This is a genomic window from Variovorax paradoxus (assembly GCA_016806145.1).
In the GTDB taxonomy this organism is placed as follows: domain Bacteria; phylum Pseudomonadota; class Gammaproteobacteria; order Burkholderiales; family Burkholderiaceae_C; genus Variovorax.
This window is the reverse complement of record CP063166.1, coordinates 1,699,532-1,714,864: the sequence shown is the minus strand read 5'-3', so window position 1 is coordinate 1,714,864 and position 15,333 is coordinate 1,699,532. Positions and strand designations below refer to the sequence as shown.

At 69.2% G+C, this 15,333-nt stretch carries 14 protein-coding genes and 1 tRNA gene; 6 read left to right on the top strand and 9 right to left on the bottom strand.

What is annotated here, in order from left to right:
- Position 1: 1 nt before the first annotated feature.
- Together INQ48_07830 and cysM are read right to left on the bottom strand one after the other, a co-directional pair.
- On the bottom strand, positions 2 to 586 hold the full coding sequence (locus tag INQ48_07830; protein ID QRF59129.1) for an NUDIX domain-containing protein: 585 nt from the start codon (positions 584 to 586) through the stop codon (positions 2 to 4).
- Between the two features lie 75 nt (positions 587 to 661).
- On the bottom strand, positions 662 to 1,570 hold the full coding sequence (gene cysM, locus INQ48_07825; GenBank protein ID QRF59128.1) for a cysteine synthase CysM: 909 nt from the start codon (positions 1,568 to 1,570) through the stop codon (positions 662 to 664).
- Between the two features lie 129 nt (positions 1,571 to 1,699).
- Here cysM and INQ48_07820 point away from each other — a divergent pair.
- The 4 genes from INQ48_07820 (at position 1,700) to INQ48_07805 (ending at position 6,129) form a co-directional block, all read left to right on the top strand.
- Positions 1,700 to 1,784: transfer RNA gene (locus tag INQ48_07820), tRNA-Leu, on the top strand.
- A 168-nt stretch (positions 1,785 to 1,952) separates the two neighbouring features.
- Entirely contained in the window at positions 1,953 to 2,483 is a 531-nt protein-coding gene (locus INQ48_07815) for a sigma-70 family RNA polymerase sigma factor (protein QRF60653.1), read from the top strand.
- Positions 2,480 to 3,514, top strand: a complete 1,035-nt coding sequence (locus INQ48_07810; GenBank protein QRF59127.1) for a FecR domain-containing protein — start codon at positions 2,480 to 2,482, stop codon at positions 3,512 to 3,514. The genes INQ48_07815 and INQ48_07810 overlap by 4 nt, the downstream gene beginning before the upstream one ends.
- 92 nt (positions 3,515 to 3,606) lie before the next feature.
- Positions 3,607 to 6,129, top strand: coding sequence for a TonB-dependent siderophore receptor (locus INQ48_07805; GenBank protein QRF59126.1), 2,523 nt, complete (start codon positions 3,607 to 3,609; stop codon positions 6,127 to 6,129).
- Here INQ48_07805 and INQ48_07800 read toward each other — a convergent pair.
- Positions 6,126 to 7,061, bottom strand: coding sequence for an SDR family oxidoreductase (locus INQ48_07800; protein ID QRF59125.1), 936 nt, complete (start codon positions 7,059 to 7,061; stop codon positions 6,126 to 6,128). The genes INQ48_07805 and INQ48_07800 overlap by 4 nt on opposite strands.
- A gap of 64 nt (positions 7,062 to 7,125) precedes the next feature.
- Between INQ48_07800 and INQ48_07795 the strand changes: the two genes are divergently transcribed.
- Positions 7,126 to 8,190 carry a CDP-6-deoxy-delta-3,4-glucoseen reductase gene (locus tag INQ48_07795; GenBank protein ID QRF59124.1) on the top strand — a complete coding sequence of 355 codons (1,065 nt, stop codon included), beginning with the start codon at positions 7,126 to 7,128 and terminating at the stop codon, positions 8,188 to 8,190.
- A gap of 73 nt (positions 8,191 to 8,263) precedes the next feature.
- Positions 8,264 to 9,247: a tripartite tricarboxylate transporter substrate binding protein gene (locus INQ48_07790; GenBank protein QRF59123.1), complete on the top strand. Its 984-nt coding sequence runs from the start codon at positions 8,264 to 8,266 to the stop codon at positions 9,245 to 9,247.
- Between the two features lie 85 nt (positions 9,248 to 9,332).
- Here INQ48_07790 and INQ48_07785 read toward each other — a convergent pair whose 3' ends face one another.
- The 6 genes from INQ48_07785 to lolA form a co-directional block, all read right to left on the bottom strand.
- Positions 9,333 to 10,097 carry an ABC transporter ATP-binding protein gene (locus INQ48_07785; protein QRF60652.1) on the bottom strand — a complete coding sequence of 255 codons (765 nt, stop codon included), beginning with the start codon at positions 10,095 to 10,097 and terminating at the stop codon, positions 9,333 to 9,335.
- Positions 10,098 to 10,110: 13 nt separating this feature from the next.
- Positions 10,111 to 10,887, bottom strand: a complete 777-nt coding sequence (locus tag INQ48_07780; GenBank protein ID QRF59122.1) for an ABC transporter ATP-binding protein — start codon at positions 10,885 to 10,887, stop codon at positions 10,111 to 10,113.
- Positions 10,888 to 10,904: 17 nt separating this feature from the next.
- Complete coding sequence (locus INQ48_07775; protein QRF59121.1) at positions 10,905 to 12,113, bottom strand: ABC transporter ATP-binding protein; 1,209 nt, start codon at positions 12,111 to 12,113, stop codon at positions 10,905 to 10,907.
- 14 nt (positions 12,114 to 12,127) lie between these two features.
- Complete coding sequence (locus tag INQ48_07770; GenBank protein QRF59120.1) at positions 12,128 to 13,057, bottom strand: branched-chain amino acid ABC transporter permease; 930 nt, start codon at positions 13,055 to 13,057, stop codon at positions 12,128 to 12,130.
- Between the two features lie 241 nt (positions 13,058 to 13,298).
- The gene (locus tag INQ48_07765) at positions 13,299 to 14,591 is read right to left on the bottom strand and encodes a replication-associated recombination protein A (GenBank protein QRF59119.1); all 1,293 of its coding nucleotides are present in this window, start codon (positions 14,589 to 14,591) and stop codon (positions 13,299 to 13,301) included.
- A 28-nt stretch (positions 14,592 to 14,619) separates the two neighbouring features.
- Positions 14,620 to 15,258: an outer membrane lipoprotein chaperone LolA gene (lolA, locus tag INQ48_07760; protein QRF59118.1), complete on the bottom strand. Its 639-nt coding sequence runs from the start codon at positions 15,256 to 15,258 to the stop codon at positions 14,620 to 14,622.
- Positions 15,259 to 15,333 lie beyond the last annotated feature (75 nt).

The following is a 15,333-nucleotide window of genomic DNA, read 5'->3' as shown; positions in this document are numbered from 1 at the left end:
GTCAGGCTCCCTTGCCCGGCGGCGGATCGGCGGGCGGCAGGTCGAGGCCGCGACGGCGTTCCTCGTTCTCGGCCGCGGTGAAGAACACCGGCTCGTGGCCGCGCGTGCGCAGCCAGTCGGCCAGCGCGTAGCCGGTGCCGGCGGGCCAGCACTTGAGGTCGGGCAGGTCGTAGAGGCGGTAGTCGACCAGTTCGGGCGAGAGCTTGACCTCGCCATCGGCCACCACGTGGTAGGCGATGATGACCTGGTTCATGCGCTGGAAGTCGTAGGCGCCGACGATCTTGGTGGCGCTCACGTCGAGGTTGGTCTCTTCCTTGACCTCGCGCGCGATGCCTTCCTCGGGCGTCTCGCCGGCCTCCATGAAGCCGGTGATCAGCGCGAACATCTTGCCGGGCCAGGCCGCGTTGCGCGCCAGCAGCACCTGGCCGCGGTACTCGACGATGGCCGCGAGCACCGGCGTCGGATTGTTCCAGTGCGTATGGCCGCAGTTGGGGCAGCGCAGGCGCTCCTTGGGGCCGCCGTCTTCCATCAGCGCGATCCATTCGAGTGGCGTGGCGCAGACCTGGCAGAACTTGGGATGGGGCATGGGGTGGCTCTTGTTCTTTCTTGTCTCGTTCCGGGGAACCGCCGGCGCGCCGCGTGGCGCACCGGGGTGCTGGCATCAGGCGGGGAAGACGCCGGTCGACAGGTAGCGGTCGCCGCGGTCGCAGACCACGAACACGATGGTGGCGTTCTCGACCGTGTTGGCGACCTGCAGCGCGGCCCACAGCGCGCCGGCGGCCGAGATGCCGCCGAAGATGCCCTCTTCGCGCGCGAGGCGCCGGCACATCTCCTCGGCATCGTCCTGGCTCACGTTGATCTCCTGGTCGACGCGGCTCGGGTCGAAGATCTTCGGCAGGTATTCGGCCGGCCACTTGCGGATGCCCGGGATGCGCGAGCCCTCGGCCGGCTGCGCGCCGACGATGCGGATCGCGGGGTTCTTCTCCTTGAGGAAGCGCGACACGCCGGTGATGGTGCCGGTGGTGCCCATGGCACTCACGAAGTGCGTGACCTTGCCCTGCGTGTCGGCCCAGATCTCGGGGCCCGTGGTCTCGTAGTGGATGCGCGGGTTGTCGGGGTTGGCGAACTGGTCGAGCACGCGGCCCTTGCCCTGCGCCACCATCTGCTCGGCGAGGTCGCGCGCGTATTCCATGCCGCCGCTCTTGGGCGTGAGCACGAGCTCGGCGCCGAAGGCCTTCATGGTCTGGGCGCGTTCGATCGAGAGGTCCTCCGGCATGATCAGGACCATGTGGTAGCCCTTGATGGCCGCGGCCATCGCGAGCGCGATGCCGGTGTTGCCCGAGGTGGCCTCGATCAGCGTGTCGCCGGGCTTGATCTCGCCGCGCTCCTCGGCGCGCTTGATCATCGAGAGCGCCGGGCGGTCCTTGACCGAACCGGCGGGGTTGTTGCCCTCGAGCTTGCCGAGGATCACGTTGTTGCGCCGCGCGTTCTCTTCGGCGTTGATGCGCTGCAGCGCCACCAGCGGCGTGCGGCCGATGGCGTCTTCGATGGTGGGGTACTTGTGGGTCATGACTGCGTCCGGTCTGCCGCGCGGGAGGCGCTGGATTCCGCCCCGGAGGGTAGCGGATATGCGAAAGAAGGAGCTTTTGGACGGTTCATCATTCCACTGTGCCATAATTTTGGGCTTCCTTCCTGCCGTGCCCGGGTGGTGAAATTGGTAGACGCAGGGGACTCAAAATCCCCCGCCGCAAGGCGTGCCGGTTCGATTCCGGCCCCGGGCACCACACACGGCAGCGACATCTCCCGGCTTGCGCCTTCGCATCCGAACCACCGCGCACTCGCGGTGCGTTTCTATAATCCGGCCCCAATCCGTCCGCCTCGCGCTTCAGATCCAGCCGCCGCCACATCTCGATTCGAGAAGGATTCCTGCAATTTCCCTGGCTGGAATCGATGTGCCCGCGCGCTATTACAGAGAACTGCTGAACTTCTGCCTCCGCACGGTCAACGACCGCGAGGTGGCTGCCGATGCACTGCAGGAAAGCTATGCCCGCGTGTTGGCGCTCCAGCATTCCGTCGAACAGCCCCGTGCCTTCCTGCGCAAGGTGGCGCAGAACGTCCTGCGCGACCACTGGCGCGCGGAGAAGGTGCGCAACGCGGTGTTCTCCGAACGTGCCGACCCCGCTCCGCTTCGCCCGGACGACGACGCCGGGCCCGCGGACGAGCCGGCTGCGCCCTCCTCCTGGCAGCCCGAGGAACGCGCCGAGGCGCGCCAGCGCCTGGCGCTGCTGCAACGGGCCATCGACGGCCTGCCCGAGAAGCAGCGCGAGGCTTTCCTGCTCTACCGCTTCGAGGAACTGCCGCATGAAGCGATCGCGCGCCGCATGAACATCTCCGTGCGCATGGTCGAACGCCATCTCCAGCTCGCGCTGCTGCACTGCAAGCGGCAGGTGCAGGGCGACCCCACGCCGCCGCGCGACGCATGACCAGTCAGCCCCACCCCCAGGCGCCGGACGACGGCGCGCCGCCCACCGCGGTGGAAGCCCAGGCGCTCGACTGGTTCTTCCGCCAGCAGCACCGCGCGCTGCCGGCGCGCGAGCAGGCGGCGTTCGAGGCCTGGCTCGCGGCCTCGCCCGACCATGCGCGCGAGTACGCGCAGCTCCAGGCGGTATGGCGCGACATGGCGCAGTTGCCGGCCGCCGCGCGCCAGCCGGTGCCGAGCCCCGCCCTCGCCCGCGCCCCGGTCCGCGCGCGCTCCACGCCGACACGCCCGGCCTGGCAATGGGGCGCCGCCGCGTTCGCCGCCTGCGCCGTCCTCGCACTGGCCGGCTGGGCCGGCTACCAGCACATTCCCGTCGAGTCGCAGGCCCTCGCCAACGGTCCGCGCGAGGTGCGGCAGCTCGTGCTGGCCGACGGCACCCGCATCCGCGCCAACGTCGGCACCCGGCTGGCCGTGCACTACACCCTGGCCCGGCGCGAAGTGCGGCTGGAGCGCGGCGAGGCCTTTTTCGAGATCGGCGAGGACCGCCGTCCCTTCGCCGTGGTCTCGGGCACGGCGCGCATCCGCGACATCGGCACCGAGTTCAACGTGCTGGCGCTGCCCACGCTGCTGCAGGTGGGCGTGAAGAGCGGACGCGTGGCCCTGACGCCCGACATGGCGCGGCCCGGCGTCGAACGCGAACTGGGTGCCGGCGACACGGCCAGCATCGACCTGGCGGCCGGCAAGTCGGCCGAGCCGGTGGTCGTCCAGGGTGCCGCCGACGCGGTCGGCAGCTGGCGCGACGGCATCCTGATCGTCGAGGCGGAGCCGCTGGCGCGCGTGCTCGAGAAGCTGGCGCGTTACCGCACGGGCGCGGTAACGCTCGACGGCGCGGCCGGCACGCTGCTGGTGTCCGGAACCATCGACCTGCGCCGCCCCGACGCCTTCCTGCGCGCGCTGCCCGACCTGCTCCCCGGCGTGCAGCTGCACTGGCAGCCGGACGGCGCGGTGTCGATCGGCGCCGCGCGCCGCTCCTGAGCCGCTCGATTATTTTTTCGGCCCGGCATTCGGGTGCGCGCGACTGGCACGTCTAGACAGGTAAGCACCTTGTCTTACCTGGAGGAGAAAGCATGACAGTCCGTGGCACCGCCACCCGCGCCGCCCGCGTCGCCCGCGCCATCGGGGGCGCAACTTCGGCGCGCCACCCCGGCCCGCCGTCCGGTTCGTTGCCGCCATCCGCACGCCAGGGGGCGCTGGCCCTCGTGCTGGCGGCCCTGTTCGCCGGCCCGGCCGCGGTCCACGCGCAGGCTCAGGCCACGCCCGTGGTCACGTTCCGGGTCGAGGCCGGCACGCTGGGCCAGGCCCTCACGCAGATCGGCCAGCAGGCCCGCATGCAGGTGCTGTTCAGCCCGGCCCTGGTGGCAGGCCGCGGCGCGCCCGCGCTCAGCGGTGCCCTCAGCGTCGAACAGGCGCTGACGCGGGTACTGGCCGGCAGCGGGCTGGTCGCGCGCCGCTCCGAAGGCGGCTTCGTCGTGCAGCGGCCGGCGCAGGACGCCGGCGCCGGCGAACTCGCGCCCGTCACCGTGACCGCGCCGACCGACGCCAGCGCCACCACCGAGGGCACGGGCTCCTACACCGCCCGGATCACCGGCGCCGGCACGCGCATGGACCTGACGCTGCGCCAGACGCCGCAATCGGTCAGCGTGGTCACGCGCCAGCAGATCGAGGACCAGAACCTGGTCTCGCTCGACGACGTGCTGCGCCAGACGCCGGGCATCGTCGCCGACCGGCTCGACGAGCGCGTGAGCTTCACCTCGCGCGGCTTCGAGCTGAGCCAGATGATCGACGGCATCCCGACGCTGGCCTTCGCCAGCGTGGCCGGCGAGCCGAGCATGGTCGGCACCGCGATGTACGACCGCGTGGAGGTCGTGCGCGGCGCGGCCGGCCTGCTCAACGGCGTGGGCACGCCGGGCGGTTCGATCAACCTGGTGCGCAAGCGGCCCACCACCGAGCTGTCGGGCTACGTGCAGGGCGGCTTCGGCTCGTGGAACCGCTACGGCGCCGAGGCGGACATCGGCGGCAAGCTCAACGAGGCGGGCACGCTGCGCGGGCGCGTGGTGGCCTCGCGCTCCGACGGCGACACCTTCACCGACGACAAGCAGCGCCGGCAGGACTTGTTCTACGGCGTGGTCGAGGCCGACATCGCGCCGCGCACGACGGTGGCGCTGGGCTACGAATACCAGAAGAACGCGATCACGGGAGCCAACTTCGGACAGTCGCCGCTGTTCTACGCCGACGGCTCGCGCACGCGGCTGCCCGTGTCCTTCAACTCCAGCGCACCCTGGAGCTACTGGAACATGACCACCGATCGCGTGTTCCTGAACCTCGAGCACCGGCTGGACAACGGCTGGCGCGTGAAGGCCGAGGCGGCCAGCGTGAAGAACCAGCGCGAGCGCGCCGGCGGCGACCTCTGGCTCTATCCCTCGACCTTCGATCCGCTGACCCAGGAGGGCGTGCTCGACCGCGGCTACAACCCGGCCAAGGGCCGCAACAAGTCGTTCGACCTCTATGCCACCGGGCCCTTCGAGCTGTTCGGCCGCACGCACCAGGCCAGCTTCGGCCTCAACGTGAACCGCTACAGCTACTCGGTGTTCGGCAGCAGCGCGAGCCCCGAGGGCTCGGACCAGGTGCCGGTCGCGCTCTACGGCATCGCGGCCGCGCCGCGGCCCGCGTTCATCCACCCGAACTTCCGCTTCGGCGAGCAGACGCAGCAGCGCGCGCTCTACGGCTCGGTGCGACTGCGGCCGACCGACGAGCTGGCCGTCATCGTCGGCGGCCGGGTCACCTGGTACCGCAACCGGGGCACGTCGACCAACTGGGCCGATGGCGTCCAGAGCACCACCGACACGCCGCTGCAGCGCGAGAACGGCGTGTTCACGCCCTACGTGGGCGTGGTCTACGACCTGAGCCGGGCGTTCTCGGCCTATGCGAGCTACACCGACATCTTCCAGCCCAACACGTCCAAGGACACGAACAACAACGTGCTCGATCCGAAGCGCGGCCACAACATCGAGCTGGGCCTGAAGGGCGAGCACCTCGACGGCAGGCTCAACACCAGCTTCGCGGTGTTCCGCACCGAGGAAGACAACCTGGCGGTGGAGATCCCCGGCGCACCGCCGCTGGCGGACGGCACGATTCCGATGCGCGCCGTGAAGGGCGCGCGCACCAAGGGCTTCGAGGCCACGGTGTCGGGCGAACTCGCGAAGGGCTGGCAGCTCATGGGCGGCTACACCTACAACGCCAAGCGCGATGCCGAAGGCGCGCTGCTCAACACCGCCCTGCCGCGCCGCATGCTGCGCATCTCGACCAGCTACCGCCTGCCCGGCGACTGGAGCCGGCTCACGCTGGGCGGCAGCCTGAGCTACCAGAACGGCATCTACTTCGACGAGAGCTACGGCCTCGGCCGCGCCACCCAGGGCAGCGTGACGCTGATCGGCCTGATGGCGCGCTACGAGTTCAGCCGGCAGCTGAGCGCGAGCCTCAACATCGAGAACCTCGGCGGCAAGCGCTACTACGCGGGGCTCGGCGGCTACAACGGCTACACCGAAGGCACGCCGCGCAATGCGTGGCTGAAGCTGCAGTACAAGTTCTAGCCGGCGTTCTCGCGCAGCCCGGTATGCACCGTCGGATGCGCGAGCCGCACGCGCAGCTCGCGCTTGAGCCGCGTGTTGTCGAGCCGGCGCGATTCGCCCATGAAGCTCAGCAGCTGCAGCGGCAGCTGACGTTCGGCCTCCTCGCGCGCCACCCGCGGCGGGCGCGGCATGCCGTAGAGGTCGGCCGCGAGGTCGATGTAGTCGCCCATGCGCAGCTCGGTGTCGTCCGAAGCATGCACGATGCGCTGCGGCCGACCGCGGAACAGCGCCGCGATGCAGGCGCGCGCGAGGTCGTCGGCATGGATGTGGCTGGTGTAGACGTCGTCCTCGCGCCGCAGCACCGGGGTGCCGCGCTGCAGCCGCTGGCGCGGCGTGCCGCCTTCGCGGTCGGGCGCATAGATGCCCGGGATGCGCAGGATGCTGGCGCGCACGCCCGTGCTGCGGCCGAACCAGCGCACGGCGCGCTCGGCATCGACGCGCCGGTGGCTGCGCGGCGTGTCGGGGCGCACGGTGCGGGTCTCGCTCACGCGCGCGCCGCCGCAATCGCCGTAGACGCCGCTGGTCGAGCCGTAGACCAGCGCATCGGGCAGCGCACGCAGCCGCAGCGCGCGCACCAGCGCCGCGGTGCGCTGGTCGCGCCACCAGGCCGAGCCGCTGTCGCGCGGCGGCGGCGCCAGGTGCAGCACGCGCGTGCCCAGCGCCGACAGGCGGCGCAGGGTCTTGGGATCGTCGAGATTGCCGATCAGCGGCCGGATGCCCGCGGACCGCAGGTCGGGCACGCGCTCGGCCGAGGAGGTGAGCGCCACCAGCGACACGCGCCCGCGCAGATCGCGCGCCACGCGCTGGCCGACGTCGCCGCAGCCGACGATCAAAAGGCGCGCTCGGCGGAAGCGCGCCGGCAGCGCGCCGGAGGGGCTATGGATTGAAGGCAAAATTCGGGTTCCCTTTTCTTTTTCAGCCCCCATGTAACGGGCTGATCCAAGCCGAAGAATACCGATGACTGTTGCAGCGCCGCATGAGGCGGGCTTTTCCATCACCGTCGAACCCAGCGGCCGCCATTTCGTGGCCCAAGGCGACGAAACCATCCTCGCTGCCGGCATCCGCCAGGGCATCGGCCTGCCGTATGGCTGCAAGGACGGCGCCTGCGGCTCGTGCAAGTGCCGCAAGCTCTCGGGCGAGGTCGAGCTCGGCCCGCACCAGAGCAAGGCGCTGAGCGCGGAAGAGCAACTCGCGGGCTTCGTGCTGACCTGCTGCGCCCGCGCGCGCAGCGACGTGGTGCTCGAATCGCGCCAGGTGACCGAGGCCGGCGCCCACCCGATCCGCAAGATGCCGGTGCGGGTGCTCGCGCTCGCGCGCAAGTCGCACGACGTGATGCAGGTGCGGCTGCAACTGCCGGCCGGCGAGCCGCTGCAGTTCTACGCGGGGCAGTACGTGGAATTCATCCTGCGCGACGGCGCGCGCCGCAGCTACTCGATGGCCAATGCGCCGCACACGCTGGGCGAGCCGGGCACCGGCATCGAACTGCACCTGCGCCACCTGCCGGGTGGCAAGTTCACCGATCACGTGTTCCTCACCATGAAGGAGAAGGAGATCCTGCGCATCGAGGGTCCTTACGGCAGCTTCTTCCTGCGCGAGGATTCCGACAAGCCGATGATCCTGCTGGCCTCGGGCACGGGCTTCGCGCCGATCAAGGCGCTGCTCGAGCACATGAAGTTCAAGGCCATCGACCGCCCCGCCACGCTCTACTGGGGCGGCCGCCGGCCCGAGGACCTCTACATGGACGACTGGGTGCGCGAGCAGCTCGCGCAAATGTCGAACCTGCGCTACGTGCCCGTGATCTCCAATGCCACGCCCGAGGACAACTGGACCGGCCGCACCGGCTTCGTCCATGCCGCGGTGCTGGAAGACTTCGCCGACCTTTCGGGCCACCAGGTCTATGCCTGTGGCGCGCCGATCGTGGTCGACTCGGCCAAGCGCGACTACGTGGCGCTCGCGGGCCTGCCTGAGGAAGAGTTCTTCGCCGACGCGTTCACCACCGAGGCCGACAAGGCACTGCCCTGAAGCCGGTGGCCCGGCGCACCGGCTAGGGATAGCCACGCTGCAAGCGCCGCGCGGCGCGCCGACAATCCGGGGCATGACAACCCGCAAGACCTTCCTCGGCACCCTCGCCCTCTCCACGCTCGCCCTGGCTACCGGCGCCCCCGTCCTGGCCCAGCAGCAGCGCCCGATCCGCCTCGTCGTGCCCTACGCGGCCGGCGGCCCCATCGACGTGACGGCGCGCGCGCTGGCCGAACGCGTGCGCGACACGCTCGGCGGCCCGGTGATCATCGACAACAAGCCCGGCGCGGGCGGCAACATCGGCGCCGACATCGTCGCCAAGGCCGCGCCCGACGGCCTGACCATCGGCATCGCGGCCACCGCCACCAATGCGGTGAACCCCTGGCTCTACAGCAAGATGCCGTTCAACGCGGCGACCGACTTCGCGCCGATCACGCAGATGGTCCGCGTGCCCAACGTGCTGGTGATGAACGCCGAGACCGCGCAGCGCCTGAAGATCGCCACGCTCAAGGACCTGATCGCCTACGCCCGGGCCAACCCCGGCAAGCTCAACTACGGCAGCGGCGGCAACGGCAGCGCCGGCCATCTGGCGGGCGAGATGTTCAAGAAGGCGGCCGGCATCTTCGCGGTGCACATCCCCTACAACGGCGGCAACCCGGCGCAACTCGCGCTGGTGTCGGGCCAGGTCGACTTCAACTTCGACAACCTCGCCACCGCCGCGCCCAACATCCGCTCGGGCAAGCTCAAGGCGATCGCCGTGACCACCCTGCAGCGCAGCAGCGCCCTGCCCGAGGTGCCGCCGGTGTCGGACACGCTCAAGGACTTCTCGATCGACACCTGGTGGGGCCTGGTCGCGCCGGCCCATACGCCGCCGGACGTGATCGCCAAGCTCAACCATGCCTTCGTCGATGCGCTGAACGCGCCGGAGACGAAGTCGCGCTTCGCGCTGCTGCTGGCGGAGCCGGTGGCCAGCACGCCCGCGCAGTTCGGCGCCTTCATGAAGAGCGAGCTCGGCAAGTACGAGCAGGTGGTGAAGGCCACGGGCGCGAAGGTCGACTGAGCTCGCACCCACAAGACAAAGGGCGGCCGGTGCCTCGCACCGCCGCCCTTTTTTTGGCGTGGCCTCGAAAGGCCCGCCGTGCCGCCTACTCGCCCAGGTACGCCGCACGCACCTTCGGATCGCTCAGCAGCCCCTTGGCATCGCCCGACATGGTGATCAGGCCCGACTCCATCACGTAGCCGCGGTCGGCCAGCTGCAGCGCGCGGTTGGCGTTCTGCTCGACCAGCAGGATGGTCACGCCCTGCGCGGCCACGGCCTGCACCACCTCGAAGATCTTGTCGCACATGATCGGCGACAGGCCCATGGTGGGTTCGTCCAGCAGCAGCACCTTGGGGCGCGCCATCAGCGCGCGGCCCATGGCCAGCATCTGCTGCTCGCCGCCCGACATCGTGCCGGCCAGCTGGTCCTTGCGCTCGCGCAGCCGCGGGAAGGTCACGAACACGCGCTCCATGTCGCTCGCGATGCCGGCCTTGTCCTTGCGGATGTAGGCGCCGATCTGCAGGTTCTCGGTGATCGTCATGCGCGTGAACACGCCGCGGCCCTCGGGCACCATCACCAGGCCCTCGCCCACCAGGTCCCAGGCGCCGCGCCCCTTGATGCTGCGGCCCAGGAACTCGATGTCGCCCGCGCCCGCGGGCAGCGTGCCGGTGATCGCCTTCATGGTGGTGGTCTTGCCCGCGCCGTTGGAGCCGATCAGCGAGACCAGCTCGCCCTCGCGGACCTCGAAGTCCACGCCCTTGACGGCCTGGATGCCGCCATAGCCCACCTTCAGGCCGCTGACCTTGAGCAACACCTTGCCCGCGGCCTTGCGTTGCGAAGCGCCCGCCGCGACTTCCTCTTGGGTTTGCACTGCTGCGCTCATCTCAATGTCCTCCGGTGCCGAGGTAAGCCTCGATCACCTTTTCGTTCTTCTGTACGTCCGCCGGCGTGCCTTCAGCGATCTGCTTGCCGTAGTCGAGCACCGTGACGCGATCGCACAGGCCCATGATCAGCTTCACGTCGTGCTCGATGATCAGGATCGTGCGGTCGTCGCGGCGGATGCGGTCGATCAGCTCGCGCAGCTGGACCTTCTCGGTCATGTTCATGCCGGCCGCGGGCTCGTCCAGCGCGATGAGCTGCGGGTCGGTGGCCAGGGCGCGCGCGATCTCCAGGCGGCGCTGGTCGCCGTAGCTCAGGGTGCGCGCCTTGTAGTCGGCGAACTTGCCGATGCCCACGTAGTCGAGCAGTTCCTGCGCGCGTTGCGCAATGGCTTTCTCTTCGGCCTTGAAGGAACTGGTGCGCAGCATCGCGCCGACCACGCCGGAGCGGGTGCGGATGTGGCGACCGACCATCACGTTCTCGAGCGCCGTCATCTCGGCGAACAGGCGGATGTTCTGGAAGGTGCGCGCGATGCCGGCCTTGGCCACCTCGTGCACGGCCGTGGGCTGGTAGGGCTTGCCGGCGAGCTCGAAGCTGCCGCTGTCGGGCGTGTAGAGCCCGGTGATGACGTTGAAGAAGGTGGTCTTGCCGGCGCCGTTAGGGCCGATCAGGCCATAGACCTGGCCGCGCTGGATGGTGATGCCGACGTCGGACAGGGCCTGCAGGCCGCCGAAGCGCTTGGAGATGCCGCGAACGTCGAGGATGGTGTCTGCCTTGCTCATGGGATGCGTCTCCTCGCTCACGGATTGATCGACATGGGACGCGAGGCCGCACCGGGCAGCTCGTCGGCCGGGGTGTCGACGCCCGGTGCGTGGGTCTGCAGCGAGCCCGGCGCCACGGCGGCATGGGCCGGATCGACCGGCACGCCGCCCTTGCGCTGGAGCGTCTTGCCGTGCTCGGGCGAGGGCCACAGGCCGCGCGGGCGCACCAGCATGATGACGATCATGGCCAGCGCGATGAACAGCTGGCGCAGGATGGAAGCGTCGAGGCGCCCGTCGGTCAGCGCCTGCAGCGGGCCGGCGACATAGCGCAGCACCTCGGGCAGGGCCGCCAGCAGCACGGCACCCAGGATCACGCCGGGCAGGTGGCCGATGCCGCCGAGCACGACCATGGCGACGATCATCACCGACTCCATGAGGCTGAACGACTCGGGCGAGACGAAGCCCTGGAAGGCCGCGAACATGGAACCCGACACGCCGCCGAAGCTCGCGCCCATGCCGAAGGCCAGCAGCTTCATGTTGCGGGTGTTGATGCCCATCGCCTTGGCGGCGATCTCGTCCTCGCGGATCGCCATCCAGGCGCGGCCGATGCGCGAGACCTGCAGGCGGTGCGAGATCACGATGGTGACCACCACCAGTGCGAGGAACAGGTAGTAGTACAGCGTGACCGAGGAGATGGTGAAGCCGTCGAACTTCCAGGCCTTGCCCAGGTCCAGGCCCCAGAACTTGATCGAGTCGATCGAGGTGATGCCCTTGGGACCGTTCGTGATGTTGATCGGCTGGTCGAGGTTGTTCAGGAACACGCGGATGATTTCACCGAAGCCCAGCGTGACGATCGCGAGGTAGTCGCCGCGCAGCTTGAGCGTGGGCGCACCCAGCAGCACGCCGAGCAGCGCCGCGAACACGAAGGCCAGCGGTATCACGATCAGCAGCGAGGTGTGCAGGCCGTTCGGGAAGGTGGCCTTGAACCACTCGAAGGTCTCCGACAGGTGGCCCGAGCCCATGAGGGCGTAGAGGTAGGCGCCGACCGCGAAGAAGGCGACGTAGCCCAGGTCGAGCAGGCCGGCGTAGCCGACCACGATGTTCAGGCCCAGTGCGAGCAGCACGTAGAGCAGTGCGATGTCGGCGATGCGCACCCAGGCGTTGCCCTGGCTTTGCAGCAGCAGCGGCAGCGCGAGCACGGCGATGACGCCGACCAGGTAGAGCGCGAGGTTCTTGCTGTTCTTCATGATGGCAAGCTCCTTCAGGCGCGATCGGCCACGCGTTCGCCGAGCAGGCCGGCCGGGCGCAGCGTGAGCATCACGATCAGCACGATGAACGCGAAGATGTCGCTGTAGTTGCTGCCGAGCACGCCACCGGTGAGGGTGCCGATGTAGCCCGAGCCGATGGCTTCGATGAGCCCCAGCAGCAGGCCGCCGACGACCGCGCCCGCGAGGTTGCCGATGCCGCCGAACACGGCCGCGGTGAAGGCCTTGAGGCCGGGCAAAAAGCCCATGGCGTGCTGCGCGATGCCGTAGTTGGAGGCGTACATGACGCCCGCGATGGCCGCGAGCACGGCACCGATGATGAAGGTGGCCGAGATGACCATGTCGGGGCGGATGCCCATCAGCGCGGCCACGCGCGGGTTCTCGGCGGTGGCGCGCATCGCGCGGCCGAGCTTCGTGTAATTGACCAGCCACATGAGGATGGCCAGCGAGACGGCCGTGACGCCGAGGATCATCACCTGCGTCGGCGAGATGACGGCGCCGGCGATGTGGATGGGGTCCGAGGGCAGCAGGGTCGGGTAGGCCTTGTTGGTGGGCTTCCAGATGATCATCGCCAGCGTCTGCAGCAGGATCGACATGCCGATGGCGGTGATCAGCGGTGCGAGCTTGGGCGAGTTGCGCAGCGGCCGGTAGGCGACCTTCTCGATCACGAAGTTCAGCGTGGCCGCGACGACGCACGCGATGATCAGCGCGATGATCAATATCAGCCAGCCCGGCGTGCCGGGCATCGACGACTGCATGAGCCCGATGATGGACCAGCTCGTGAGCGCCCCCACCATGAGCACTTCACCGTGCGCGAAATTGATCAGATTGATGATGCCGTACACCATGGTGTAGCCCAAGGCTATCAAGGCGTACATGCTGCCGAGAACCAGACCGTTGATGATCTGCTGCAGCAAAATGTCCATAAAGAAGATTCCTCTGTGTTGCACCGTTGCGGGGTGCCATTCACCCACCGTGGCACCGGTTTGGCGCCTTGGCTTCACAAGCAAAAAACCAGCCAGCATGTGGTGGCCGGCGATTTAGTGGGCGGGATTGTAGTCACGGGTCAGCGCCGATTTGGTGCGCATCGACGGGGGTTTACCCGCTGACGTCATGCGCTTTGCGCTTGTATCCATGCACGTCTTGCGTGCACGCCGCAAGGGCGTATCAGTCGCCCTGTTCAGCGTTTCGGCGCCGCAGTTCGCGCAGCTTCTCGCCGATGCGGATCTCGAGTCCGCGATCGACCGGTTCGTAGAAGACCTGGCCCTGCAGGCCGTCGGGCAGGTACTGCTCGCCGGCCGCGAAACCACCCTCCTCGTCGTGCGCGTAGCGGTAGCCCTTGCCGTAGTCGAGCTCCTTCATGAGCTTGGTCGGGGCGTTGCGCAGATGCATGGGCACGGGCCGCGTGCTGTCCTTCTTGACCAGCGCGCGCACCGCGTTGTAGGCCGTGTAGACCGCGTTCGACTTCGGCGCCATCGCGAGATAGACCACGCACTGGGCCAGCGCGAGTTCGCCCTCGGGCGTGCCCAGGCGCTCGTAGACTTCGGCCGCGTCGAGCGCGAGCCGCAGCGCGCGCGGGTCGGCCAGGCCGATGTCCTCGCTCGCCATGCGCACCAGCCGGCGCGCCATGTAGCGCGGGTCGGCGCCGCCGTCGAGCATGCGCACGAACCAGTAGAGCGCGGCATCGGGATCGCTGCCGCGCACCGATTTGTGCAGCGCGCTGATGGTGTCGTAGAACTGCTCGCCGCCCTTGTCGTAGCGCCGCATGCGCTCGCCGAGCACGCGCAGCAGCCATTCGTCGCCGATGGCCTCGAGCTTCTCGGCGCGCGCCGCGACGGCCAGCGTCTCGAGCGTGTTGAGCAGCCGGCGCGCATCGCCGTCGGCATAGGCGATCAGCCGATCGAGCGCAGCGTCCTCGATGGCGGGCAATGCGTCGATGGCCTGCGCCTTCGCGACGATCTGCTTGAGGTCGGCCTCGCCGAGCGACTGCAGCACATAGACGGCGGCCCGCGAGAGCAGCGCCGAGTTGACCTCGAACGAAGGGTTCTCGGTGGTGGCGCCGATGAAGGTGAAGAGCCCCGACTCGACGTGCGGCAGGAAGGCGTCCTGCTGGCTCTTGTTGAAGCGATGCACTTCGTCGACGAAGACGATGGTGCGCCGCTGCTCGAGCCCGTCGCGCGCCGCGGTCGCGCGCTCGACCGCCTCGCGGATGTCCTTCACGCCGCCGAGCACCGCGCTGATGCTCAGGAACTGCGCATCGAAGGCGTCGGCCATCAGGCGCGCGATGGTGGTCTTGCCGGTACCGGGCGGGCCCCAGAGGATGCACGAGTGCGGCTGGCCCGACTCGAAGGCGATGCGCAGCGCCATGCCGGGGCCGAGCAGGTGCTGCTGGCCGATGACTTCGCCGAGCGTGCGCGGACGCAGGCGCTCGGCCAGGGGTTGATGCGAGCTGACGGCCAAGGACGAAACGTTCGGGTGAGAGGTGGGATTACTGCTTGACGACGTCCGCGCCGGTGGGCACCTTGAAGTCGAAAGTGGCGGCGGGCAGCGCGGGATTGACCTCGACCTTGCTGAACTTGAGCACCGAGCGCTGGCCGAAGCTGTCGAGGATCTCGAGCGCCGCGAGCGCATCGCCCTGGAAGCCGACCTGCACGTTCTGCAGCTGGCCGTCCTTGTTCTTCGGCGTGGCCTTGACCCATTGCAGGCCGTCGCGTTCCGGTCCCGCTTCGAGCGCGAAGTCGGCCTGCAGCGCGCGCAGGTCGGGCGCGGCGGCGATCAGGGCCGCGGGCGTCGAACCCAGGGCCTGCACCTGCGCGCGCTGCGTGACCTGGTTCAGGTCGGCGTCGTAGAGCCACAGCGTCTTGCCGTCGGCCACGATGCTCTGCGCGAAGGGCTTCTTGTAGTCGAACTTGAAGCGGCCGGGCCGCTGGAATTCGAAGGTGCCGCTGGAGGTCTTCACGCGGCCGGCCTGGCCGTCGCGCGGCGGCGCGGTCACGGTCTGGGTGAAGTCGGCGCGGCCGGACTTGGCGGACTTGACGAAAGCCTCGAGGCTTTCCATGCCGCCGGCCCATGCATGGGCGCCGCACGCGAGGAGAAGGCCGGCGAGCAGCCAGGGACGAATCTTCATTTTTTCAAACCTTCGAAGCTGAACACCGCATCGACCTTACCCCGGCGGCCATGACCGCCCTTGTAGGGCTTGATG